General features: G+C 66.6%; 20 protein-coding genes. 9 read left to right on the top strand and 11 right to left on the bottom strand.

The window, feature by feature from the left end; translation table 11 throughout:
- Positions 1-124: 124 nt before the first annotated feature.
- Complete coding sequence (locus tag ASC94_RS21110) at positions 125-1,087, top strand: LD-carboxypeptidase (RefSeq protein WP_229417360.1); 963 nt, start codon at positions 125-127, stop codon at positions 1,085-1,087.
- Positions 1,088-1,269: 182 nt separating this feature from the next.
- On the top strand, positions 1,270-2,187 hold the full coding sequence (locus tag ASC94_RS21105; protein WP_056400121.1) for a YihY/virulence factor BrkB family protein: 918 nt from the start codon (positions 1,270-1,272) through the stop codon (positions 2,185-2,187).
- Here ASC94_RS21105 and ASC94_RS21100 read toward each other — a convergent pair.
- On the bottom strand, positions 2,168-3,490 hold the full coding sequence (locus ASC94_RS21100; protein WP_056400118.1) for an ATP-binding protein: 1,323 nt from the start codon (positions 3,488-3,490) through the stop codon (positions 2,168-2,170). The genes ASC94_RS21105 and ASC94_RS21100 overlap by 20 nt on opposite strands.
- A gap of 132 nt (positions 3,491-3,622) precedes the next feature.
- Here ASC94_RS21100 and ASC94_RS21095 point away from each other — a divergent pair, with 132 nt between their 5' ends.
- Genes ASC94_RS21095 through ASC94_RS21085 form a run of 3 tightly spaced genes read left to right on the top strand, consistent with a single transcriptional unit; the run spans position 3,623 to position 6,492 of the window.
- A complete protein-coding gene (locus tag ASC94_RS21095) occupies positions 3,623-4,852 on the top strand; it encodes a hypothetical protein (RefSeq protein ID WP_056400115.1) in 1,230 nt (409 codons plus the stop codon).
- A 39-nt stretch (positions 4,853-4,891) separates the two neighbouring features.
- Positions 4,892-5,770, top strand: coding sequence for a MipA/OmpV family protein (locus ASC94_RS21090; RefSeq protein WP_056401441.1), 879 nt, complete (start codon positions 4,892-4,894; stop codon positions 5,768-5,770).
- A 2-nt stretch (positions 5,771-5,772) separates the two neighbouring features.
- A complete protein-coding gene (locus ASC94_RS21085; protein ID WP_229417359.1) occupies positions 5,773-6,492 on the top strand; it encodes a hypothetical protein in 720 nt (239 codons plus the stop codon).
- A gap of 40 nt (positions 6,493-6,532) precedes the next feature.
- Here the strand turns inward: ASC94_RS21085 and ASC94_RS21080 are convergent, their stop codons facing one another.
- The 7 genes from ASC94_RS21080 to ASC94_RS21050 form a co-directional block, all read right to left on the bottom strand.
- Positions 6,533-7,267 (bottom strand): response regulator, encoded by a 735-nt coding sequence (locus tag ASC94_RS21080; RefSeq protein ID WP_056400108.1) that lies wholly within the window; start codon positions 7,265-7,267, stop codon positions 6,533-6,535.
- Complete coding sequence (locus ASC94_RS21075; protein ID WP_056400105.1) at positions 7,267-8,406, bottom strand: acyl-CoA dehydrogenase family protein; 1,140 nt, start codon at positions 8,404-8,406, stop codon at positions 7,267-7,269. The genes ASC94_RS21080 and ASC94_RS21075 overlap by 1 nt, the downstream gene beginning before the upstream one ends.
- 126 nt (positions 8,407-8,532) lie before the next feature.
- Entirely contained in the window at positions 8,533-9,213 is a 681-nt protein-coding gene (locus ASC94_RS21070) for an SDR family oxidoreductase (RefSeq protein ID WP_056400102.1), read from the bottom strand.
- Positions 9,214-9,215: 2 nt separating this feature from the next.
- On the bottom strand, positions 9,216-10,415 hold the full coding sequence (locus ASC94_RS21065; RefSeq protein WP_056400100.1) for an acetyl-CoA C-acyltransferase: 1,200 nt from the start codon (positions 10,413-10,415) through the stop codon (positions 9,216-9,218).
- Positions 10,408-12,240 (bottom strand): bifunctional isocitrate dehydrogenase kinase/phosphatase, encoded by a 1,833-nt coding sequence (gene aceK, locus ASC94_RS21060; protein ID WP_056401439.1) that lies wholly within the window; start codon positions 12,238-12,240, stop codon positions 10,408-10,410. Before aceK ends, ASC94_RS21065 begins: the two co-directional genes overlap by 8 nt.
- A gap of 45 nt (positions 12,241-12,285) precedes the next feature.
- Entirely contained in the window at positions 12,286-13,470 is a 1,185-nt protein-coding gene (locus tag ASC94_RS21055) for an isovaleryl-CoA dehydrogenase (protein ID WP_056400096.1), read from the bottom strand.
- Positions 13,471-13,539: 69 nt separating this feature from the next.
- Complete coding sequence (locus ASC94_RS21050) at positions 13,540-13,944, bottom strand: MerR family DNA-binding transcriptional regulator (protein WP_056400093.1); 405 nt, start codon at positions 13,942-13,944, stop codon at positions 13,540-13,542.
- Between the two features lie 413 nt (positions 13,945-14,357).
- Between ASC94_RS21050 and ASC94_RS21045 the strand changes: the two genes are divergently transcribed.
- Positions 14,358-14,765 (top strand): hypothetical protein, encoded by a 408-nt coding sequence (locus ASC94_RS21045; protein ID WP_056400088.1) that lies wholly within the window; start codon positions 14,358-14,360, stop codon positions 14,763-14,765.
- A 189-nt stretch (positions 14,766-14,954) separates the two neighbouring features.
- Positions 14,955-15,122, top strand: a complete 168-nt coding sequence (locus ASC94_RS33270; RefSeq protein WP_165917882.1) for a hypothetical protein — start codon at positions 14,955-14,957, stop codon at positions 15,120-15,122.
- Positions 15,123-15,146: 24 nt separating this feature from the next.
- Here the strand turns inward: ASC94_RS33270 and ASC94_RS21040 are convergent, their stop codons facing one another.
- From ASC94_RS21040 to ASC94_RS21030, 3 genes are all read right to left on the bottom strand, one after another.
- On the bottom strand, positions 15,147-15,734 hold the full coding sequence (locus ASC94_RS21040) for a UbiX family flavin prenyltransferase (RefSeq protein WP_056400084.1): 588 nt from the start codon (positions 15,732-15,734) through the stop codon (positions 15,147-15,149).
- Entirely contained in the window at positions 15,727-16,038 is a 312-nt protein-coding gene (gene grxD, locus ASC94_RS21035; RefSeq protein ID WP_056400079.1) for a Grx4 family monothiol glutaredoxin, read from the bottom strand. The genes ASC94_RS21040 and grxD overlap by 8 nt, the downstream gene beginning before the upstream one ends.
- Before the next feature lie 70 nt (positions 16,039-16,108).
- Positions 16,109-18,457, bottom strand: coding sequence for a Tex family protein (locus ASC94_RS21030; protein ID WP_056400076.1), 2,349 nt, complete (start codon positions 18,455-18,457; stop codon positions 16,109-16,111).
- Between the two features lie 178 nt (positions 18,458-18,635).
- Here ASC94_RS21030 and ASC94_RS21025 point away from each other — a divergent pair, with 178 nt between their 5' ends.
- Positions 18,636-21,761, top strand: a complete 3,126-nt coding sequence (locus ASC94_RS21025; protein WP_056400074.1) for a DEAD/DEAH box helicase — start codon at positions 18,636-18,638, stop codon at positions 21,759-21,761.
- Positions 21,762-21,763: 2 nt separating this feature from the next.
- The gene (locus ASC94_RS21020) at positions 21,764-22,816 is read left to right on the top strand and encodes a PAS domain-containing sensor histidine kinase (protein WP_056400061.1); all 1,053 of its coding nucleotides are present in this window, start codon (positions 21,764-21,766) and stop codon (positions 22,814-22,816) included.
- Positions 22,817-22,860 lie beyond the last annotated feature (44 nt).

Genomic DNA, 22,860 nt, shown 5'->3' with positions numbered 1-22,860 from the left:
CCTCAGCCGGCGCCGCTTCGGCGGCCTGGTGGCTTCGGCCACCGGCGCTGCCCTGGCCGCCGCAGCGCTCCCCGCTGCGGCGGCCGGCCGTCCCAGGCGCGCCCCATCGCAAGGAAACCAAGCCATGAGCAAGCCGCAACTGACCAAGCCGCCGCGCCTGGAGCCCGGCGACCTGGTCGGCATCATCGCGCCCGGTGGCCACACCAGTCCCAAGGCCATCGACAAAGCGGTGCGCAACATCGAATCGCTCGGCCTGCGGGTCAAGCTGGGCGAGCACATCAACGCGGTGCACGGCAATTACGGCGGCACCGTGGCGCAGCGCCTGGAGGACTTGCACGGCATGTTCGCCGACCCGCAGGTGAACGCCATCTGGGCCATCCGCGGCGGCTCCGGCTGCATCTCGCTGCTGCCCCACATCGACTATGCGCTGATCCGCGCCAATCCCAAGGTGCTGATCGGCTATTCCGACATCACCGCCCTGCACCTGGCCATCAACAAGCACGCCGGGCTGGTCACCTTCCACGGGCCGGTGGCGTCGTCCACCTTTTCCGAGTATGCGGTGACGCAGCTGCAAAATGTGCTGATGGCGCCGCAGGAACGCTATACCATTTCCATGTCGCAGGACAACGCCCACAAGGCGGTGGCCGAGCCGCAGTACACCGTGCGTACCGTGCACGGGGGCCAGTGCACAGGCCACCTCACCGGTGGCAACCTGTGCCTGGTCAGCGCGCTGGAAGGCACGCCGTATGCCGCCGACATCAAGGGCAGCATCCTGTTCCTGGAAGAAGTGAACGAAGCGCCCTACCGCGTTGACCGCATGCTGATGCAGCTGCAGCTGAGCCAGGGCTTGAAGAACACGGCCGGCGTAATGCTGGGCATTTTTGAGAACTGCGAGAACCAGGACGACGACATCTCGCTCACCCTGAACGAAACCGTGGACCAGCATTTGCTGCCGCTGGAGCAGACCGCCGTGGCCGGCTACTCGTTCGGGCACATCCGGCACCAGTTCACCATCCCCATGGGGGTGCGGGCCACGCTGGACGCGGAGCGGCAGACCTTGACCTTGCTGGAGCCGGCGGTCAGCTAGCACGGCGGGTTACGGCGCTGCGCGCCTAACCCGCCCTACGCCCGCCCCATCGCGTCCCGGCCACACCCCGTAGGGCGGGTTAGCGCGCAGCGCGTAACCCGCCGCGCCCGCCGCCCTGCGTCCCGGCCGCGCACCCCGGCTGTTGCGCGCCAGCCATCCGGGCGCCTGCGTAGAATGAGTCCATGCGTATGCTCACAAGCAAGGCCGCCGCCTGGGTGGCCAGCCATCCCCTGGACTTCGCGCTGCAATGCGTGCGCGGCTTCCGGGCCAACCAGGGGCTGCTGCTGGCGGGCGCCGTCGCCTACTATTCACTGCTGTCCATCGTGCCGCTGCTGATGCTGGTGGTGGTGGTGCTGTCGCACTGGCTGGACCCGGCCGAACTGCTCGACACCATAGGCCACTACCTCGAATGGCTGGTGCCCGGGCAGTCGCGCGCCCTCGTGGCCGAGGTGGGCCAGTTCCTCAACCAGCGCAGCGTCATCGGCTGGCTGCTGGCGCTCACCATGCTGTTCTTCAGCTCGCTGGCCTTCACGGTGCTGGAAAACGCCATGTGCGTGATCTTCATGCACCGGGTGGCGATACGGCGCCGCCACTTCCTGGTGTCCGCCATCCTGCCCTACTGCTACATCCTGTCGCTGGGCATCGGCATTTTGCTGGTCACCCTGGTGGCTGGCGGGCTGCAGGTGATCGGCGAGGAGGAACTGCAGTTTCTCGGCTATTCCTGGTCGCTGCACGGCGTGTCCGGCGTGCTGCTCTATATGCTGGGCGTGCTGGGCGAAGTGCTGATGCTCAGTTCCATCTACCTGGTCATGCCGGTGGGCCGGCTGTCGTATGCGCACGCGCTGATCGGCGGCGTCACCGCCACGGTGCTGTGGGAACTGGCGCGCCACGTGCTGGTGTGGTACTTCAGCACGCTCTCGCAGGTCAACATCGTGTACGGCTCGCTGACCACCGCCATCGTGGTCATGTTCAGCCTGGAGATCGCGGCCTCCCTGCTGCTGTTCGGCGCCCAGGTGATCTCGGAGTTCGAGCGCGTGGGGCGCCACGAGCAGGGCCAGGCTGCGCCGCCGCTGCGTACCGTCAGCCCGGCAGGCGAATGACGAAGCGCGCGCCGCCCAGTCCGACACCTGGTTCGCCATCCTCTACCGCCAGGCTGCCGCCGTGCAGCGCCACCGCCTTGTGCGCAATGGCGAGACCCAGGCCGAAGCCGCCGCTGGCCCGGTCGCGGCTGCTGTCCAGGCGGTAGAAGGGCGCGAACACGCGCGCACGCTCTGCCGCCGGAATGCCGGGGCCGTCGTCCTCCACGGCAATCACGAGCTGGCCGTCGCTGCCGCGCGCCGCGTTCAGCAGCACCCGCCCCGCCCCGTATTTGGCCGCGTTGCCCAGCAAATTGGCCACGGCCCGCATCAGCAGGCGGCAGTCGCCGTCCACCAGGCCCAGGCCGTCGGCGATGCGCACCTCGGTGTGCTGCCCGGCCGGCTGCGCCGCCACGCAGGCGCGCAGCGCCGGCGCCAGTTCGAAGGGCTGGCGCTGCATGGCTTGGCCGCTGTCCAGCCTGGCCATGCCGAGCAGCTCCGTCATCAGGGCGTTCAATTCCCGCACGTCCTGTTCCATCGCGACGATGCGCGTTTCCAGCGCCGGCCCGGCCTCCGTGGCGGCCGCCGTGCGCAGCAGTTCCAGGCCGAATTCCAGGCGCGCGATCGGCGTGCGGATTTCATGCGATACCGAATGCAGCAGCGTGCGCTGGGCTTCCATCAGGCGCTCGATGCGGTCGGCCATGTGGTCCATGCGTTCGGCCAGCGGGTAGATGCTGGCGCCCGGTGCCATGCGCGCCCGCGCCGATAGCCGGCCGGCGCCGAACTCGTCGGCCACGCGCGCCAGCGTCTGCATGCCGCGCCAGTGCGCGCGCGACCACAGCGCGATCGGGATCAGCAGGGCCAGCGCCACGATGGCGTAGCGCAGCGCCTCCTGCTGCAGGGCTTGCGCGATATTGATCGGCAAGCCCTCGGCGCGCAGTACCTCGCCTTCGCTGCCGATATAGCGCTGGCCGCTCAGGTCCACGCGGCGCAGGAAGGCCTTGTCCGCCACCCGGAACACCATGCCGCCGCGCTGCAGCAGGGCGGCGTCGGCCGACGACAGCGCGGCGCTGGCCTGCGCCAGCGGCAGCAGCTCGTAGCGCACGCTGGATACCTCGCGCACCTTGTTCAGCCGCACCAGCCACTCGTCGGCCGGGGCGCGGTCGATATAGTGCTCCAGCAGGAACACCTCGGCCGCCGCCTGGCGCCGGGCGATGTCTTCCAGCGGATCGCCGTACAGGCGGCTGATCGCGAAGTAGATGGCAAAGGTGGCCGCCGTGATGGCCAGCATGACCAGCACGAAAAAGCGGAAAAACAGACGGTTCATGGCGTTAGTTTATAAGCAATACCGTGGCGGCGCCCGGGTGCTTACAAATTGATGACAATTGACTGACATTCGGAGGGGGAAGCCGGCCACGTCCTTGCTTAAGATGGCATCATTACTTACCAAGGAGCCATCATGAATAAAGTGTTAAGCGCAATTGTTCTGCCCCTGGCCGCCCTGCTGACCGCCTGCGGCAGCGGCGGCGGCGACGCCGCCCACGGCGGCCAGACCGCGTCCATCGCGGTCGGCGAGCCGTCGCCGCCGGCCCTGGTGGTGAAAGCCGACTTCATCCAGATGGCGCGGGCCAGCACCTGTGCCCAGCTGCGCAACCGGCTGTTCATCATCGACCAGAAGCAGGTGCTGTGGGACCGCGCCGGAAATTGCGCGGACGCCTCCTATGCCCGCACCCTGCACGGCGCCCTGCCCGCGCAGCAGCTGTGCATCTCGGGCGCCATGCTCTCCGGGCTGCGCAGCAGCTGCACCGACCAGAGCAACCTCGCCCAGTTCGACACCATGCTGAACAACCTGGAGCAGCCCGACCTCGGCCTGGGCGCCGGCCACAAGGTCGAGATCGTCAACGTGCTGCCGGCCGACGGCGCCTCGCTTGCCATGGAAGTGCTGGTGCAAAGCCCCTACACCGGCATCGACGATGCGCGCACTGTGGTGCTGACCGACACGGCCGCCTTCGAGGCGGTGTGGAACGACTGGCACCGCATCCTGAGCAGCATCCACCTGCCGCCGAAGATCGATTTCAGCAAGAAGATGGTGGTCGGCATCACGACCGGCAGGGAGAAGAGCGATTGCCGCTCCGTCAGCGTGGCCCGTGTCGGCGTGGCGGACAGCAAGCTGGCGGTGCAATATGAGCAGGACCGCGTGGACCCGGCGCAGCAATGCATCGCCCAGTACACCAGCCCCGGCGTGATGGTGGTGCTGGACCGCTACGACGCGCCGGTGGTGTTCAGCCGCGTCGCACCGCAGCAGCTGGCCTTCAGCCGCATCGCGACCAGCCTGAGCTCGATTCCGGTGGACCGGCCTGCGGCCAACGTGGTGGTCAAGGACGCCGCGGCCTGGGCCCAGCTGTGGAGCAGCTACAGCAATCCCGGCGCGCCCCTGCCGGCGGTGGACTTCAGCAAATCCATGGTGCTGTTCGCCTTCTACGGCGTGGCCAGCGGCTGCGACGGCACCAAGCTGGACGAGGTGGCGCGCGTGGACGGCAAGCTGTACGTCACCAGCACGGACACGCCGCCGGGACCGAAATCGGCCTGCATCGCCTCCTTCACCGCGCGCGGTGCCATGGTGACCGCGGACCGCAGCGACGAGCCGGTGGTATTCATCAGCAAGCGCCTGCCCGCGCCGACCATATAAAATGGCGGGCATCGCCCACTGAGCTACCACCCCATGCGCATGCCCACGACACTTGCCCGTTCCTTCACCCTGACCGCGCTGCTGGCCGCTGCCGGCGGCGCGGCCGCGCAGACGCCGGTCGCCAATCCGATGCCGGACGGCAGCCGCGACATGTACCTGGGCCTTGGCCTGCAGAGCGCCAACCGCTACGAGGGCGGCAGCGGCCGCCACCTGCTGCTCATGCCCGTGCTGCAGGCCGAGTGGAGCAACGGCGTGTTCATCTCGGGCGCCAGCGCCGGCATGCACTGGTCCGGCAGCGAGGGCCTCGAATACGGTCCGCTGCTGTCGCTGCATCCGGGGCGCAGCGAGCGCGGGCGCGCACTGACCGGCGCCGGCCTGAGCGGCACCGGCAGCAACACCGCCCTGCCGCCGCTGCTCATGGGCGGCTGGCCCGCCATGACGCGCATGACCGGCATGCCCGACGTGCCGCGCCGCCTGGAAGGCGGCGCCTTCCTCACCTGGTATCTGAATCCGCAGTGGCGCCTGGCCAATAGCGTGCTGTACGGCGCCGGCCGGGAGCGCGATGGCCTGCGCGCCACCGTGGACCTGCAGCGCGTGGCGGCCGCCGTGGCGCCCCACCATACGTTGTCCTTCACCGCCGGCATCACCCTGGCAGACGCCCATTACAACCGCGCCCTGTTCGGCGTCACGCCGGCGCAGGAGCTGGTGGGCGCGAACTTCGTGCGCCGCCCTTACGCACCGGGCGGCGGCGTCAAGGACGTGCACGCGGGCGTGCGCTGGAACTGGGCCCTGGCGCCGTCCTGGATGCTGACCAGCGGCGCCCACGCGGCGCGCCTGGCCGGCGACGCCAAGGCCAGCCCGCTGGTCGAACGGCCCACCAGCGTGACCGCGTGGTCGGCGCTGGCTTACCGCTTCTGACCATGCTTACCCGGCGCGCCGCCCCGATGCTGCTGCGGTCCTTGCTGCCCTTGCTGGCGGCCTGGCTTGCCGCGCCCTGCGCGCTGGCGCAGGCCCAGGACGGCGAATGGCTCAGCTACCGCGACGCCTACCGCGCCATGGTGGTGTTCGAGAAGTACGGCAAGCCCAAGCATTTCCTGCAGAACCACTATCAGATCAGTCCGCGCGACCCCGGCGCCACGCTGGACGGCCTGCGCCTGACCCTGAACGCCAGGAATGTGCAACTGAACCTGCCGCTGGACCCGGCCGGCCGCGTCGTGTTCCCGCTGCTGAAGGCGGCCTACGACGACAACGCCGTGCTGGTGCTCAACCGCAAGCTGGGCGGCTATGCGTTCCACCCGCGCGTGTCCATCGTGGCGCGCGCCGACGGCGTGTACGAAGCGGCCGACCTGCGCGCCGCCTGCGAGCAGGCGCAGGCTTACCAGCGCGCCACCGATGCGGCGTTTCGCGGCGGGCGCTGCGTGGGGGTGAGGTTTGCCTTCGCGCGCAAGGGCGAGGCCGTGCTGCGGCTGCGGCACGGCGGCCAGGACAGCGCGCCGCTGCCGCCGGCCGAAGGCCCGGCGTTTGGCGACGGCCCGGGCCCGGTCTTCAGCATCGTCAACTACCGCTTCGACGCCACCCCGGCGCAGGGCCAGGTCATCAGCCAGAACATGCCGCTGGCGATCGCGCCGCTGTACGACTAGGCCGGGCCGGCTGCCGCGCTACTGGTGCGTTACTGCCGCGTTACTGCCAGGCGGACGGCGAGAACAGGTAGCCTTCGCCGCGCACCGTCTTGATCCGTTCCGCATCGTGGTCGTCGAAGCGGCGGCGCAACTTGGAGATGCTGTTGTCCACGCTGCGGTCCATGCCGTCGAATTCCAGGCCGCGCAGCTTCTTCAGCAGCGCATCGCGCGACAGCACCGTGCCGGCCGCTTCGGCCAGCACCAGCAGCAGCTTGTACTCGCTGCCGCTGAGCACCACGGGCGTGCCGCGCCAGCGCACCTGGCGGTCGCTGGTGGCGATGCACAGCGCGCCGAACTGCAGCGTGCCCGGCGCCGCAGCTGCAGCACCGGGGACACCGGCGGCGGCACCGGCAACGGCGCCCGCGGCCGTCGGCCCGGCGCGCCGCAGCAGCGCGCGCAGGCGCGCCAGCAGGACGCGCGGCTGCACCGGCTTGTTGATGAAATCGTCGGCGCCGTGCTCCAGCAGCGCCACCTGGTCGTAATCGTCCTCGCGCGCGGTCAGCACCAGGATGGGCGTGCCGCCCAGCGCGCGCAGCTGGCGGCACACGTCGGCGCCGTCCATGCCGGGCAACATCAGGTCCAGCACCACCACGTCGGGCCCGAAGGCGTGGAAGCGCGCCAGCGCCTCGTCGCCGCGCGCCACCACCGCCACCTCGAACTCGTAAGCGGCCAGGTATTCCGCGATCAGGGAAGACAGCCTGGCGTCGTCCTCCACCAGCATGAGCCGGGTCGCCATTACAGCGCGCGCGCGATCAGCAGCTTCTGGATGTCGCTGGTGCCTTCGTAGATCTGGCACACGCGCACATCGCGGTAGATGCGCTCGACCGGGAAGTCGGACACATAGCCGTAGCCGCCGTGCACCTGGATCGCGTCCGAACACACGCGCTCCGCCATTTCGGAAGCGAACAGCTTGGCCATGGCTGCTTCCTTCAGGCAGGGCTGGCCGGCGTCCTTGAGCGAGGCCGCGTGCAGGATCAGCTGGCGCGCCGCTTCGATCTGCGTGGCCATCTCGGCCAGCTTGAACTGCACCGACTGGTGCTCGAAGATGGTCTTGCCGAAGGTCTCGCGCTCGCGCGCGTACTTCAGCGCCGCCTCGTAGGCCGCGCGCGCCATGCCCACCGACTGCGACGCGATGCCGATGCGGCCGCCCTCCAGGCCGGACAGTGCGATCTTGTAGCCCATGCCTTCCTCGCCGATCAGGTTGGCGGCCGGGATGCGGCAGTTCTCGAACAGGATCTGCGCCGTGTCCGACGAATGCTGGCCCATCTTCTGTTCCAGGCCCGCCACGATGTAGCCCGGCGCACTGGTCGGCACCCAGAACGCGCTGATGCCCTTCTTGCCGGCCGCCTTGTCGGTGACGGCCATGACGATGGCCACGTCGGCGTATTTGCCGCTGGTGATGAACTGCTTGACGCCGTTGATCACGTAGCCGTCGCCTTGTTCGTCTTTAACCCGTGTGGCGGTGGTGCGCAGCGCGGCCGCGTCCGAGCCGGTGTGCGGCTCGGTGAGGCAGAATGCGCCCAGCATCTCGCCCTGCGCCAGCGGGCGCAGCCACTGCTGCTTCTGCTGTTCGTTGGCATACATCATGGCGATGCTGCACACCGGGCAGTTGTTCACCGAAATGACGGTGGACGTGCCGCCGTCGCCGGCCGCGATTTCCTCCAGCACCAGGGCCAGCGACACGTAATCCATGCCGGCGCCGCCCAGCTCCTCCGGCACCGCCACGCCGAACGCGCCCAGCGCGGCCAGCTCTTTCAGCTCTTCCTTGGGGAAGTGGTGTTCCTTGTCCCAGCGCGCCGCATTGGGCGCCAGGCGTTCCTGCGAAAAGCTGCGCAGGGCGTCTCGTATCATCTGGTGTTCTTCGCTCAGTATCATTCTGTGCTTTCGTGCTTTCGTGCTTTCGTGGATGGCGGGTTACGCGCTGCGCGCTAACCCGCCCTACATTGACGTTCTGTGGATCGTAGGGCGGGTCAGGCGGAACGCCGTCACCCGCCGTGTGTGCTACCAGCCGATGGGGGTGCCATCGTAATTGCGGAACACCGCCTGCGTGGAGCCGGGCGCGGTGTCCAGCGTATGCCGGATGCCGGCCGCGCTTTCCTCCACCGTCAGGTCGGCGCCGCCGCCGCCCATCTCGGTGCGCACCCAGCCCGGGTGCAGCGCCACGCAGGTAACGCCCTTGGTGCCGAAGGTCAGCGCGGTGTCGATCAGCACCGAATTGAGCGCGGCCTTGCTGGCGCGGTACAGCGAGCCGCCCGCGTGGCCGCGCTCGCTGAGCGAACCCATGCGCGAGGACAGAACGGCCAGCTTGCCGCCAGCGCGCTTGCCGTGCGCGCACACCAGCGGCGCCAGGACGGGCAGCAGCCGCATCGCGGCCAGCACATTGGTGTGCATCACCTGGTCGAAGTCCGCCTGCACGGGGAAGCCGTCGTGGCGGGGGCCGTACACGCCCGCGTTCAGGATGGCCACGTCCAGCTGTTCGCCGTCCAGCTTCCAGCCCAGGCCGGCCACCGCTTCCACGTCCGTCACGTCCAGCGCGTGCGCTTCCGCACCCATGTCGGCCAGCTCGGCCACGTCGTCCGGCTTGCGCGCGGTGGCGATCACGCGCCAGCCCTCGTGCAAATACTGGCGCGCCAGCTCGTGTCCGATGCCGCGCGAGGCGCCGATGATGAGTGCGGCCGGCATGCTTACACCAGTTCGATGGCCATGGCGGTGGCTTCGCCGCCGCCGATGCACAGCGCCGCCACGCCGCGCTTGCCGCCGGTGCGCTTGAGCGCGCCGATCAGCGTGACCATGATGCGCGCGCCGGAAGCGCCGATCGGGTGGCCCAGCGCGCAGGCGCCGCCGTGCACGTTCACCTTGCTGTGCGGGATGTCCAGGTCGCGCATGGCGGCCATCGGCACGGCCGCGAAGGCTTCGTTGATCTCGAACAGGTCCACGTCGCGGGCGCTCCAGCCGGTCTTCTTGAACAGCTTCTCGATGGCGCCGATCGGCGCCACCGTGAACTGGTCCGGCGCCAGCGCGTTGGTGGCGTGGCCCAGCACCTTGGCGATCGGGGTCAGGCCCTGCGCCCTGGCGGTCGATTCGCGCATCATCACCAGCGCGGCGGCGCCGTCGTTGATGGACGAGGACGAGGCGGCCGTGATGGTGCCGTCCTTCTTGAACGCGGTGCGCAGGGTCGGGATCTTGTCGATCCTGGCCTTCAGCGGGCCCTCATCCTTGTCGATCACGGTATCGCCTGCGCGGCTGCTCACGGTCACGGGCGCCATCTCCCACTTGAACCAGCCCTCATTGGTGGCGGCCTGCGCGCGCTTGACGGACTCGATCGCGAACGCGTCCTGGTCTTCGCGGCTGAACTGGTACTTGGCCGAGCACTCTTCTGCGAAGGTGCCCATGGAACGGCCTTCGCCGGTCTTCTCGTTGCGCGAGTAGGCGTCTTCCAGGCCGTCGTACATCATGTGGTCGAACATCATGCCGTGGCCGATGCGGTAGCCGCCGCGCGCCTTGGGAATGAGGTAGGGCGCGTTGGTCATGGATTCCATGCCGCCGGCCACGATCACGTCGGCGCTGCCGGCCGCCAGTGCGTCGTAGGCGTAGATGGCCGCCTGCATGGCCGAGCCGCACATCTTCGACAAGGTCACCGCGCCGGTGGAAGTGGGCAGGCCGGCTTTCAGCAGCGCCTGGCGCGCCGGGGCCTGGCCCTGGCCCGCCATCAGGCAGTTGCCGAAGTAGACGTGTTCCACGGCGGCAGGCGCCACGCCGGAACGCTCGACGGCAGCCTGGATCGCCACCGCGCCCAGGTCGTGCGCGGCCTTGCCGGAGAAGTCGCCCTGGAAGGCGCCCATGGGGGTGCGGGCTGCGCCCACGATAACGATAGGATCATTCATTTTCACTGGTCTCCAAAAGAGTCGGCGCGACGTGCGCCGCAGGGGTGATGGCAGGTGTGCCCTGATACGAAAAGCGGATGTGCTGCGGATACGGGAACACGTCTTCCACGATGCCGGCTTCGATGCGCTCCTTGCGCCGCTGCCAGAATTCGCGCGTGAACAGGTCGGCGTGGTGCTGCAGGAAGTATTTGCGGATCTTTGCGTTGCCCAGCAGGAAGCGGCCAAACTGCTCGGGGAACACGTCGTGCTTGCCGACGTGATACCAGGGCTCGGCCGCCATCTCTTCCTCCTCGGTGCGCGCCTCGGGGATGTCGCGGAAATTGCAGTCGGTGATGTATTCGATTTCGTCGTAATCGTAGAACACCACGCGCTTGTGACGGGTGACGCCGAAGTTCTTGTACAGCATGTCGCCGGGGAAGATGTTGGCCGCCACCAGTTCCTTGATGGCGTTGCCGTATTCCACCACGCCGTGCTCGATGCGCGCCTCGTCGCCCTGCTGCTCGGCGTTGCTCAGCCAGATATTCAGCGGCACCATGCGGCGCTCGATGTACAGGTGCTTGATGACGATGTTCTCGCCGTCTTCCTCCAGCAGCGAGGGCGCGTGCAGGCGGATCTCGTCGATCAGCTCTTCCTTCATGCGGTGGCGCGGGAAGGCCACGTTGGAATACTCCAGCGTGTCGGCCATGCGGCCCACGCGGTCGTGGTGCTTCACCAGCAGGTATTTTTCCTTCACCAGCGCGCGCGTGGTGTCCTTGGGCGCCGGGAAGAAGTCCTTGATCACCTTGAACACGTAGGGGAAGGACGGCAGCGCGAACACCAGCATGACCAGGCCGCGGATGCCGGGCGCGATGTCGAACTGGTCCGACGAATGCTTCAGGTGCTGCAGGTAGTCGCGGTAGAACAGCGTCTTGCCCTGCTTCTGCAGGCCGAGGATGGTGTAGATCTCGCTGCGCGGCTTGCGCGGCAGCAGGGTGCGCAGGAACTGCACATAGGCCGAGGGCACCTCCATGTCCACCTGGAAGTAGGCGCGCGTAAACGAGAACAGGATGATGATCTGCTCCTGCTCGAACAGCACGGTGTCCAGCACCAGCTGGCCGTGGCGGTTGTGCAGGATGGGCACCACGAACGGGTATTCGCGCGCGCCGTTGACGCCCTTGCCGACGATGTAGGCGCCCTTGTTGCGGAAGAACAGGCTGGACAGCACCTGGATCTGGTGGTTGGGTTCCAGCGCCTCGCCGCCGAACAGCTGGCGCAGGCGCGCTTCCACCTGCTCCACGTCGCGGTCCAGGTTGGCGAACCTGGCGTTGAGCTGGAAATTGGTGACGATGCGCTTGAGCGTGAAGCGCAGGCCGTCGGTGCCCGGGTAGTACATGCGGTAGGTGGGCGCCGGCTCTTCCGTCTCGATGTACTCGGTGGACACCACCGGCCGCACGAAGATGAACTCGTTGTGGAAATAGCTGCGGTGCAGGATGTTGCAGCACACCGAATTGAAAAAGGTTTCGGCCAGCTCCGGCTGCTTGTGGCCGGACAGCAGGCCGATGAAGTGCAGCTTGCACTCGCGCCACACCTCGTCGCTCAAGTCCTCCGGCGCGTACTCGTCCTCCAGCATGTGCACGCATTCCTGCACGCGCTTGTCGTAGAAGCCGATGCGCTCGCGCGCGGCCTGCTGCGCCACTTTCCACTGGCCGCGCTCGAAATACTCGCGGGCTTGCTGGCTGGACTGGCGGAACAGGCGGTAATGCTTGTCGAAGCCGTCGCGGATGGTGAGCGCGATGTCGAACGCTATCTGGGAAGACAGCAGTTTCGGGAATGCAGCCTGGTTCATCATGGACGGGCCGGCCTCATCGCGCTCAGGTGGGCATTAACTGCGTTACTTGGTTTCAGCGAACAGTTCGCGGCCGATCAGCATGCGGCGGATCTCGCTGGTGCCGGCGCCGATCTCATACAGCTTGGCGTCGCGCCACAAACGGCCCACCGGATACTCGTTGATATAGCCGTTGCCGCCCAGGGTCTGGATCGCCTCGCCGGCCATCCAGGTGGCCTTTTCGGCGCTGTACAGGATGGCGCCGGCGGCGTCCTTGCGCAGCTGGCGCACCGCTTCCGGGCTGGTGGCGCGGTCGCAGGCCTGGCCCACGGCGTACACGTAGGCCTTGCACGCCATCATGGTGGAGTACATATCGGCCAGCTTGCCCTGCATCAGCTGGAACTCGCCGATCGGCTGGCCGAACTGCTTGCGGTCGTGGATATAGGGCACCACCGCGTCCATGCAGGCCTGCATGATGCCCAGCGGGCCGCCGGACAGCACGGTGCGCTCGAAGTCCAGGCCGGACATCAGCACGTTCACGCCTTTGCCCAGGCCGCCCAGCACGTTCTCGGCCGGCACTTCGCAGTCCTCGAACACCAGCTCGCCGGTGTGCGAGCCGCGCATGCCCAGCTTGTCCAGCTTTTGCGCCACGGAGAAGCCCTTGAAGCCTTTTTCAATCAGGAAGGCGGTCATGCCGCGCGGGCCCGCTTCCAGGTCGTTCTTGGCGTACACCACCAGCACGTCCGCGTCGGGGCCGTTGGTGATCCACATCTTGGTGCCGTTCAGCACCCAGCGGTCGCCCTTCCAGTCGGCGCGCAGTTTCATGCTCACCACGTCGGAACCGGCGTTCGGCTCGGACATCGCCAGCGCGCCCACGTGCTCGCCCGAGATCAGCTTGGGCAGGTATTGCCGTTTTTGCTCTTCGGTGCCGTTGCGCTTGATCTGGTTGACGCACAGATTGGAATGCGCGCCGTAGGACAGGCCCACGGAAGCCGAGGCGCGCGAGATCTCCTCCATTGCCACGATGTGGGCCAGGTAGCCCATGTTGGCGCCGCCGTATTCCTCGCTCACGGTGATGCCCAGCAGGCCCAGGTCGCCCATCTTGCGCCACAGGTCCATGGGGAACTGGTCGCTGCGGTCGATCTCGGCGGCGCGCGGCGCGATTTCGGCAGCGGCGAATTCCTGCACGGCGGAGCGCAGGGCGGCGATGTCTTCGCCGTGGTCAAAGGTCAGGCCTGGGAGATGGAGCATGTCGTCCTCATTCTTCTGGTTGGGGTGTGGTAGCCCTCATCATACCGCGATGTGACGTTAACGTAAACGTCAAGTCCCGGTGGATTGCGGCTCGGCAATCGCCGCCAGCATGCGCTTGCAGTCTTCCTCGTGGGCGGTGATTTCGGCCAGGGTCATGTCGATGTCCTCGCGCTGCTGCTCCAGCATGTCGCGGTGCTGCTGCAGCACGCCCAGGAAGCGGTGCATCTGCGCGCTGGTGTCCTTGGGCGACTCGTACATGTCCACCAGGCTCTTGATTTCGGACAGCGACAGGCCAAGGCGTTTGCCGCGCAGCGTGAGCTTGAGGCGGGTGCGGTCGCGCGGCGTGTAAACCCGGTTGCGTCCGCCCGCGCCTTCGCGCGAGGGGCTCAGCAGGCCCTGGTCTTCATAGAAGCGGATGGCGCGCGCCGTGATGTCGAATTCGCGGGCCAGTTCGGTGATGGTATAGGTAGGCATGTTGATCAGATGGGCAGCAAGGGGGGCGTCGGCTTCCGTTCAGCTTCCGTTTACGTAACGTTAAATATATTGTAGCCCATGACAGGACGGACAGTTGGTGGCAATTGCTGACCACGAATGGTGTATCGTGCGACGGCGTTGTGCGGCGGGCGGCATCATATGTGTTGGCATAAATGCAGCATCGAGCTCGACAACGGGACCGCATCTGTCCTGAACGAACGTTCAGTCTAAAAAATTGCCCTCTAAATTCAATTTGCCGTATCATGGCATATCAGAAATAAAATTTGGACGTTATGCGGGCGCCAGCACGCAGCAATGAGGGAAAAATGTTAAATATTCCATTCTCGATTGTCACAGTTCGTCCGACACTGCGAGAGACTGACTTTCATTGCATGATATGAAATAGTGCAACTATGAATTCTTCTAACGAACGCGAAAGCTTTAGCCAGCGCTTGCAGCAGGCTCTGAAAAACGCCCACTACTCTCCCGACAGCCCGACCCGCTTGGCGCGCGAATTTAACATTCGCTTCGACGGACGCCCCATAACGGTGCACGCAGCGCGCAAGTGGCTGGTGGGGGAAGCCATTCCCACCCAGGAAAAGCTGCGCATGATTGCCCAATGGCTGGGTGTACCGGCCGACTGGCTGCGCTTCGGCGGCCCGGAAGCGGCCGCGCCGGCCGGCGAGAGCAGCAATGGCCTGTCCCGTTTCGAGTCGGCCGACGTGAAACTGATCGCCGATTTGCAGCGCCTGGACGAGCATCACCGCCAGATCGCGCGCGAATTTATTCGCATGCTGGTCCGTGTGAACTACCAAAAGTAACAAAATTGCACGGTCGTTCTTGACACATTGACTAATATAAGAACGGGCGTGCCACAGTTGCGCGGCGCGGCGGGAATCCGCCGAATGTTCGGCTCCAATAGCAAATTGTCACAGTTCCGAAACGGATTTGGTGCACAATAGGGATGCGCAATGCACGCGCTATTTCAGGAGTCCGGATTGAGCCGCTTGATGAGAAACAACTACAGCAATGTAGCGCAGCTGAAAGACCTGATGACCGCCCCGCCCATGACGGCAGCCCGCCACGCTGAACTGATGCGCAAGCGCATCGCCCAGCGCCGCATGCTGGAGGAAGCGAGGGAATTGAAGCGTGCCAGCAGCAGCTTCGAGAAAACCTAGCGTCACGGCAGGGATGGTGAGCGCTTAGCTGCGCGGCGGGTTCAGGCCGTCCCAGCGCGGCGCCAGCTGGTGCGCAATGCCGAACAGGTCGATCACCCGCGCCACCGTGTGGTCCACCATCTCGGCGATGGTTTGCGGCTGGTGGTAAAAGCTCGGCAGGGGCGGGAAGATAATGCCGCCCATTTCCGTGACGGCTGTCATATTGCGCAAGTGCGCCAGGTTGAACGGCGTTTCGCGCACCATCAGCACCAGGCGGCGGCGCTCCTTGAGCACCACGTCCGCCGCGCGTGCAACCAGATTGTCCGACAGGCCATGCGCCACGGACGCCAGCGTCTTCATCGAGCAGGGCGCAATCACCATCCCGTCCGACTGGAACGACCCGCTGGCGATGGCCGCGCCGATATTGTTCTGCTTGTGCACCACGTCCGCCAGCGCTTCCACTTCCTTGCGCTGCAAGCCGGTTTCCTGGTGCAGGGTCAGCACGGCCGCGTCCGAGACCACCAGGTGGGTCTCCACGGCCAGCTCCTTCAGTACCTGCAGCAGCCGCACCCCATACACCGCGCCGGTGGCGCCGGTAATGGCGATGACCAGCCGCTGCCGGCGGTCAGGCATCCAGCAGTGCCTTCAGTTCGCCCGACTCAAACATCTCGTTCATGATGTCCGAACCGCCGATGAACTCGCCCTTGATGTAGAGCTGGGGAATGGTTGGCCAGTTCGAGTATTCCTTGATGCCCTGGCGGACTTCAGGGTCGTCCAGAACGTTCACGGTGGCGATGTTTTCCACGCCGCACGCTTTCAGGATCTGGATGGCGCGGCCGGAAAAGCCGCACTGCGGGAACTGCGCGGTGCCCTTCATGAACAGGACCACGGGGGTTTTGGTCACGGTTTCTTTGATCCAGGTTTGTACGTCGCTCATTGCTGCCTCGGGGGAAAATGGAATAGATGCCGACATTTTATAAGAAAACGCCGGCGGGGGTACGGCAGGCTTAGCCGCGCAGCTTGGCGAAGGCCGCCGCCATCGAGCCGCCCATGGCCGGTTCGCGGGTCTGGGTCTTTTGTTGCTGGCCCATGGCGCGGCGGTCGTTACGGTCGGCGCGCTGCTCGGGCTTGCTGCCGGCGGCCGGCGCGCTGTCGCTCAGGCGCATGGTCAGCGCGATGCGCTTGCGCTTGGGATCGACTTCCAGCACCTTGACCTTCACCACCTGGCCGGCCTTGACCACCGTGTGCGGGTCTTTCACGAACGTGTTCGACAGCGCCGAGATGTGCACCAGGCCGTCCTGGTGCACGCCGATGTCGACAAAGGCGCCGAAGGCGGCCACATTGGTCACCACGCCTTCTAGGATCATGTCCGGGCGCAGGTCCGAGATCTCTTCCACGCCTTCCTTGAAGGTGGCGGTAGTGAACTCCGGACGCGGGTCGCGGCCGGGCTTTTCCAGCTCCTTCAGGATGTCGGTCACGGTCGGCACGCCGAACTTGTCGTCGGCGTACTTGGCCGGGTTCAGCGTCTTGATCAGTCCGCTATCGCCGATCACGCCCTTGATGTCCTTCTTGATGTCGCCCAGGATCTTCTCCACCAGCGGGTAGGATTCCGGGTGCACCGCCGAGGCGTCCAGCGGGTTCTCGCCGCCCATCACGCGCAGGAAGCCGGCCGCCTGCTCGAAGGTCTTGTCGCCCAGGCGCGGCACCTGCTTGAGCGCGGCGCGCGAGGTGAACGCGCCCTTGCTGTCGCGGTAGGTGACGATGCTTTGCGCCACGCTGGCCGACAGGCCGGACACGCGCGCCAGCAGCGGCGCCGAGGCAGTGTTGACGTCCACCCCCACCGCGTTCACGCAATCCTCCACCACCGCGTCCAGGGTGCGTGCCAGCTGGGACTGGCTCACGTCGTGCTGGTACTGGCCCACGCCGATCGATTTCGGGTCGATTTTCACCAGCTCGGCCAGCGGGTCCTGCAGGCGGCGCGCGATCGAGACGGCGCCGCGGATCGATACGTCCAGGTCCGGCAGTTCGCGCGACGCGAATTCGGAGGCCGAGTACACCGAAGCGCCCGCCTCCGAGACCACGATCTTGGTCAGCTTCTGCTCCGGATGGCGCTTGATCAAGTCCTGCGCCAGCTTGTCGGTTTCACGCGAGGCGGTGCCGTTGCCGATGGAAATCAGGGACACATTGTGCTTGGCGGCCAGCTTGCCCAGGGTGTGCAGGGCGCCGTCCCAGTCGTTGCGCGGCTGGTGCGGGTAGATGGTGGCGTGTTCCACCACCTTGCCGGTGGCGTCCACCACCGCCACCTTCACGCCGGTGCGCAGGCCCGGGTCCAGGCCCATGGTGGCGCGCTGGCCGGCCGGGGCCGCCAGCAGCAGGGCTTTCAGGTTGGTAGCGAAGACATTGATGGCGTCCGTCTCCGAGCGCTCGCGCAGCGCGCCCATCAGTTCGCTTTCCAGGTGCATGAAGCTTTTCACGCGCCAGGTCCAGCGCGCCGTGTCGGCCAGCCATTTGTCTGCCGGGCGGCCGGCGCTCTTGATGCCGAAGCGGGCCGCGATGCGGCTTTCGCACGGGTTGTGCGGCGCGTCCCATTTCGGTTTTTCGGCTTCGGTGTCCAGGCGCAGCGTCACGTCCAGGATGCCTTCGCGGCGGCCGCGCAGCAGCGCCAGGGCGCGGTGCGAGGGCACGGTGGCGATGGTTTCCGAATAATCGAAATAATCGGCAAACTTTTCGCCTTCCTCCTGCTTGCCTTCCACCACTTTGGACTCAACTATACCGTGCTCCGTCACGTATTCGCGCAGCGACTGCAGCAGGGTGGCGTCCTCGGCGAAGCGCTCCATCAGGATCTGGCGCGCGCCGTCCAGCGCGGCCTTGGTGTCGGCCACGCCCGGATTGTTGCCGTCGGGGGTGGTAAACGCCTCGCGCAGATAGGCGGTCGCTTCCGTTTCAGGAGTCAGTTCCGGGTTCGCCAGCAGGGCGTCGGCCAGCGGCATCAGGCCCGCTTCAATGGCAATCTGGGCCTTGGTGCGGCGCCTTTGCTTGTAGGGAAGATACAAGTCTTCCAGGCGGGTCTTGTCCTCGGCGTGCAGGACCGCGTCCAGCAGCGCCGGCGTCATCTTGTTCTGCTCGGTGATCGAGGCCACGATGGCGGCGCGGCGGTCTTCCAGCTCGCGCAGATAGCGCAGGCGCTCTTCCAGCAGGCGCAGCTGGATATCGTCCAGGCCGCCGGTGGCTTCCTTGCGGTAGCGCGCGATGAAGGGCACGGTGGCGCCTTCATCCAGCAGGGCGACGGCGGCGGCCACCTGGGCCGGTTTGGCGGCCAGTTCGATGGCAAGGCGTTGTTCGATGGTAGGCAGCATGAGCGGATTTCCTGTGGTGACCAGGGCGGAATCATACTCAAACCGCAGCGATGCGCCAACTTGCTTCGCCCTATGTTGGAAGAAACACAAACAAGAGTTACGCTAAACCGGATAATATTGCATGTTGCAGTTTTTGAACCGTCTTCAAACCGTCATCGATCAGTAACAAATGCGCACTATGGATTTGACCCGCGACGAAACCCGCGAAACGACTGCGCCGGCCCCGGCATCCGCCCCGGCGACGGCCCCCGCCCCCCAACTGCCCTACGCCGTCGCGACGTGGCTGCAGCGGGTGGACGCTGCTGCGCACCCGAAAGCCAAGCTGCTGGTGGCCGAGCCCGATCCCAAGGCGGCCCAGCCGCAATACAAGCTGATCTATGTGCTGGCGCCCACCAGCGGCGGGCGCCACGTGGCGCTGTGCCTGTACAAGGCGCGCCTGCGGCCCAACGGCGACGTGGCCGCCGCCACCCCGGTGAGCGAAGTGTTTTCGCTGCTGTCGGCCCCGCCCACCTTCCTGGCGCCCGGCGACGAAGACTTGATCCGTTTCTTTGTGGCCATGCGCAGCGGCCCGAACTCGCAGACCGGCACCGCCACCGAGCCGCGCGGCAAGATCGGCGCGGCCCTGCTGAAGATGCTGGCCGAGCAGGATAAGCTGCTGTGGGCCAATTCCTGGGCCGACGTGGGCAACGGCCTGGTGTATCCGATGAAATTCGGCCCCCTGCGCCAGGCCAACCTGGCTTGGCGCGAGGAAGGCAAGGGCTTGCGCCTGGGCTGGGCGGTGGAGCCGCCCGAGGGTGCGCGCCACCACGGCGCCGACCAGCTCGACTACATGCTGCCCACTGAGCCGCCGTGGTATATCGACAACCTCTCGTGCGGCGAGCTGTTCCTGAACCAGGGCGGCGCCGAGATCCCGCTGGCCGAGCTGCAGGCCCTGGTGGCGCAAGCCCCGCTGCTTACCAGCAACGACAAGCTGCGCGTGTCGCAGCTGCTGCTGGCGCACGGCCTGCAACAGCTGATGCCGCTGCCGCAGCCGCTGCCGCAGCGCATCCGCCAGGACGTCAAGCCGCGCCCCATCCTGGTGCTGGACGCGGCCATGCTGTCCGACGGCAGCACCCAGCGCTGGCACGACTTCGCCGTGCTGTCCTACGATTACGACGGCGAGCGCGTGTCCTTCGACCCGTCGCAGCGCGTGGTGCGCCAGCGCGGCGAGGTCACTGAAGTGATACAGCGCGACGAGCAGGCCGAGGCGGACGCCCTGGCCACCCTGGCTGCGCTCGGCTTCCGCAAGCCCGGCGCGCTGCCGCTGTCGAGCGTGCGCGGCGGCCTGCTGCTGGCCGGCCAGGCCGACTGGCTGCGCTTTGCCGCCGACGGCGTGGACGAGCTGCTCGCCCACGGCTGGCAGGTGGAAAAATCCGCCAAGTACCGCTATGACGTGACGGCCGTGGACGGCTGGTACGCCGAAGTCGAGCCCGACGAGGCCGACGGGGGCCACGCCTGGTTCGACCTGGAGCTGGGGATCACGGTGGAAGGCGAGCGCATCCCGCTGCTGCCGGTGCTGGTGCAGATGATACGCAACGCGCCGCTGGACTTCAGCCCGAAAGCGCTGGCCGCGCACGCCGAGGAAGACCAGATGCTGGCCACCCTGGGCGACGGCACCCGCGTGGCGCTGCCGTGGAACCGGGTCAAGCCCATCCTGGCCACGCTGGGCGAGCTGTATTACAACGACAAGATCAAGCACGCCGTGCACCTGCCCACGCTGGACGCGGCCCGCCTGGACGAGCTGGCCCGCACCGTCGATTTCGAGTGGGCCGGGGGCGAGGAATTGCGCGACATGGGCCGCAAGCTCAACCAGTTCAACTCCGTCAAGCGCGTGGCCACCCCGGCCGGCCTGCGCGCCACCCTGCGCGACTACCAGGCCGACGGCCTGGCCTGGATGCAGTTCCTGCGCGAGTACGGCCTGGCCGGCATCCTGGCCGACGACATGGGCCTGGGCAAGACGGTGCAGACCCTGGCCCACATCCTGGTGGAAAAGGAAGCCGGGCGCCTCACGCACCCGGTGCTGGTGATCGCGCCGACCAGCCTGATGGGCAACTGGCAGGACGAGGCCGCGCATTTCGCGCCCGACCTGCGCGTGCTGCTGCTGCAAGGCAAGGACCGCATGCAGCAGTTCGAGCAGATCCAGGAATCCGACCTGGTGCTGACCACCTACGCGCTGCTGCCGCGCGACGAGGAAAAGCTGCGCGAGCAGGAATTCCACATGGTCATCCTGGACGAATCGCACTACATCAAGAACACCCGCTCCAAGGCGGCCCAGAGCGCCGGCCTGCTGAAAGCCCGGCACCGCCTGTGCCTGTCCGGCACGCCGCTGGAAAACCACCTGGGCGAGCTGTGGTCGCAGTTCCACTTCCTGCTGCCGGGCCTGCTGGGCGACGAAAAATCGTTCAATGCCCAGTTCCGCCACCCGATCGAGCGCCAGGACGACCCGCAGCGCCGCGCCCTGCTGAACCGCCGCATCAAGCCCTTCCTGCTGCGCCGGACCAAGGACAACGTGGCCAAGGAATTGCCGGCCAAGACGGAAATGGTGCGCAAGGTGGAGCTGACCGGCGCCCAGCGCGACCTGTACGAAACCGTGCGCCTGGCCATGGACCAGAAAGTGCGCGAGGAAATCGACCGCAAGGGCGTGGCGCGCAGCCAGATCGTGATCCTGGAAGCGCTGCTCAAGCTGCGCCAGGTGTGCTGCGACCCGCGCCTGGTGAAGTCGCTGCCGTCCAAGAAGCAGACCGCCGGCTCGGCCAAGCTGACCGATTTGATGCAGATGGTGGAGGATTTGCTGGAAGAAGACCGCAAGATCCTGGTGTTTTCGCAGTTCACCTCGATGCTCGAGCTGATCGAGGAAGAGCTGGAGCTGCGCGACATCCCCTATGCGCTGCTGACCGGCGAAACCAAGGACCGCAGCGCCCAAGTGGCGGCCTTCCAGCAGGGCGCGGTGCCGATTTTCCTGATCAGCCTGAAAGCGGGCGGCGTCGGCCTGAACCTGACGGCGGCCGACACCGTCATCCACTACGACCCGTGGTGGAACCCGGCGGCCGAGAACCAGGCCACCGACCGCGCCTGGCGCATCGGGCAGGACAAGCCGGTGTTCGTCTACAAGCTGATCGCCAAGGGCACGCTGGAGGAAAAAATCCAGGTCCTGCAGCAGAAAAAATCCGACCTGGCGCAGTCCATCCTGGCTGAGGGCGAATCGCAGAAGATGGCGCTGACGCAGGAAGACCTGCAGCAGATCTTTGCCCCGCTGGCGGACTAGCCATGGACGACCCGGACCTCAACCATGCGCTCTACAAGCAGATCCTCGACAACAGCAGCGAAGTGCATTTCCTGCTCGACTTGCTGGAGGGCGGCGGCGGCCGCATCCGCTACCTGAGCCCGGCTGCAGGGCGCCGCTACGGCTACACGCTGGAGCGGGCCCAGGCGCTGTCCGACCAGCTGGTGGCCGGCCTGGCGCAGCGCCTGGAGCGCTTTGCGGCCGGCGAACGCAGCCGCTTGCGGGTGCGGCGCGAACTGGAAGTGCCGCATGCCGACGGCCACATGATCCCGGTGGAAATCGAATCGACCCTGGTGCTGAACGAGATCGGCACCGCTGTGGCGCTGTCCGGCTCGGTGCGCGACGTGAGCGAGCGCCAGGAGTGGGAGCGGCAGCAGAAGAAGTTCGCCTCCATGCTGTCGCACGAGTTCCGCACCCCGCTGTCCACCATCGACGGCGCCATCCAGCGCCTGGAAATGACCGGCGCCCACCACGACGAAGCCACCCGCAAGCGCTACACCAAGATCCAGAACGCGGTCGACCGCCTGCTGGCCATGCTGGACGAATACCTCTCGCCCGAGCGCATGGCCAGCATCGGCCGACGGCGCCAGCCCAACGAAGTGTCGCCGCTGGCGCTGCTGGACAATGCCGCCGAGCAGGCCCGGCCGCGGCGCGCCGCCGTGCGCGTGGTGGCCGAGGGCCTGCCGCAGTGGGTGCGCTGCGATCCCGCCGGCCTGCGGCTCGTCCTGGACATTTTGCTGGACAATGCCATTAAGTACACAGATGATAGCGACGAGATAACGCTTGTCGGCAAAAAAGCAACAGAAGGCGGCATCGAGTTGTCGGTATCGGACCCGGGGGCTGGCATACCTGCCGATGAAGTGGGTAAGCTGTTCGACAGGGGCTTTCGCGGCCGCGCGGCCGGCGGCATCCCGGGTTCCGGCCTGGGCTTGTACATGGCGCGCGCGGTGGTGGAAGTGCACGGCGGCACGCTGACGGTGGAGAATTTTGCTGAAAGCGGCAAGAAATTTCGGATTTGGCTGCCTGTACCGGCCTGAGCCGGGAAATACCTTGCGCCGCGCGATTGCAACCGTGATAATTC

Source organism: Massilia sp. Root418, from assembly GCF_001425265.1.
In the GTDB taxonomy this organism is placed as follows: Bacteria; Pseudomonadota; Gammaproteobacteria; order Burkholderiales; family Burkholderiaceae_D; genus Rugamonas.
Note: the sequence above shows the minus strand (reverse complement) of the source record. Positions and strands in the feature narration are given on the sequence as shown.